This is a genomic window from Treponema sp. R6D11, from assembly GCF_054786075.1.
In genome coordinates this window covers 1-431 of the sequence record NZ_BDHD01000965.1, presented here as the reverse complement: position 1 = coordinate 431, position 431 = coordinate 1, and the positions used below count along the sequence as shown (strand labels likewise).

Here is a 431-nt window from a genome sequence, read left to right as displayed (position 1 = left end):
TGGATCGTAATGCCGCGCTCCCTTTCAAGCTCCATGTGGTCCATTGTTGCCCCAACTCCGTCCTTGCCTCGGACCTCGTGAATGGCGTGAATTTTCTTGCTGTAGAACAGAATGCGCTCGGAAAGGGTTGTTTTTCCCGAATCGATGTGCGCGCTAATCCCGATGTTCCGCATTTTGCCGGTGTCAATGCTCATTTTTCTACTCCTTTAAGTATGCCAAAATATAGCAAAAATAACGAATAGTTTCAATACTGTGTTTTTTGGGCTTTTTTGCCTAAAAAACATTAAATTTTCATGTGTCTAGGGCTGTTTTCCACTATTTATCCACATGGCGAAAAAGGCAGGCCAAATTATGGCCGAAAAATAACACTAGAATTTTCAAGAAACTATATTGATAATTCCAATAATTAAAACGCATAAGTCCTTATGTAG

Annotated in this window: 1 protein-coding gene; it reads right to left on the bottom strand. The window is 40.6% G+C overall.

Translation table 11 applies throughout. The annotated features are described in order from the left end of the window. Positions 1 to 194, bottom strand: a 194-nt coding sequence (locus ACYVTD_RS17025) for a GTP-binding protein (RefSeq protein WP_461248830.1), incomplete at its 3' end; no start/stop codon positions are given. Positions 195 to 431: the final 237 nt, after the last annotated feature.